This window comes from Agromyces humi, from assembly GCF_009720255.1.
Classification (GTDB): Bacteria; Actinomycetota; Actinomycetes; order Actinomycetales; family Microbacteriaceae; genus Agromyces; species Agromyces humi.
In genome coordinates this window covers 1-633 of the sequence record NZ_WJSP02000751.1, presented here as the reverse complement: position 1 = coordinate 633, position 633 = coordinate 1, and the positions used below count along the sequence as shown (strand labels likewise).

General features: G+C 73.3%; 1 protein-coding gene. It reads right to left on the bottom strand.

Going from position 1 to position 633, the window contains the following annotated elements; all coding sequences use genetic code 11:
• Window positions 1-165: 165 nt before the first annotated feature.
• Entirely contained in the window at window positions 166-612 is a 447-nt protein-coding gene (gene ybaK, locus GH736_RS23975) for a Cys-tRNA(Pro) deacylase (protein WP_159607606.1), read from the bottom strand.
• Between the last annotated feature and the right edge of the window lie 21 nt (window positions 613-633).

Here is a 633-nt window from a genome sequence, read left to right as displayed (position 1 = left end):
CGCCGGCCGGCGGGGCGCAGCGCCTGTACACCGGCACGGTCGTCCTCGACCGGGCGGGCGCGTTCGGCTACACGGTGCGGGTGGTGCCGCGGCATCCGCTGCTCGTGTCGTCCGCCGAGCTGGGGCTGGTCGCGGTCGCGGGCTGAGCCGCGGCGACGAACTGCATCAGCGGATGCGGGCGATCGGCGCGTAGCGGCCCGACGTGATGTCGAGCAGGTCGTCGGGCGCGAGCTCGAGGTCGAGCCCGCGTCGACCGCCCGAGACGTAGATCGTCTCGCAGAGGATGGCCGACTCGTCGAGCACGGTCGGCAACGGCGTCTTCTGGCCGATCGGGCTGATGCCGCCCACGACGTAGCCCGTCTTGCGCTCGGCGACGGTGGGGTCGGCCATCTCGGCGCGCTTGCCGCCGAGGGCCTGGGCGAGCGCCTTGAGGTCGAGCTGCATCGCGACGGGCACGACGCCCACCGCGAGGGCGCCGTCGACCGTCACCAGGAGGGTCTTGAACACGCGGTCGGGGTCGAGTCCGAGCTTCTCGGCGGCTTCGAGCCCATACGCCGCCGCGCGCGGATCGTGTTCGTACGCGTGCGCCGTGAACGGGATGCCCGCGAGCAGGTCGGCCCGTGAGGTTCGCGA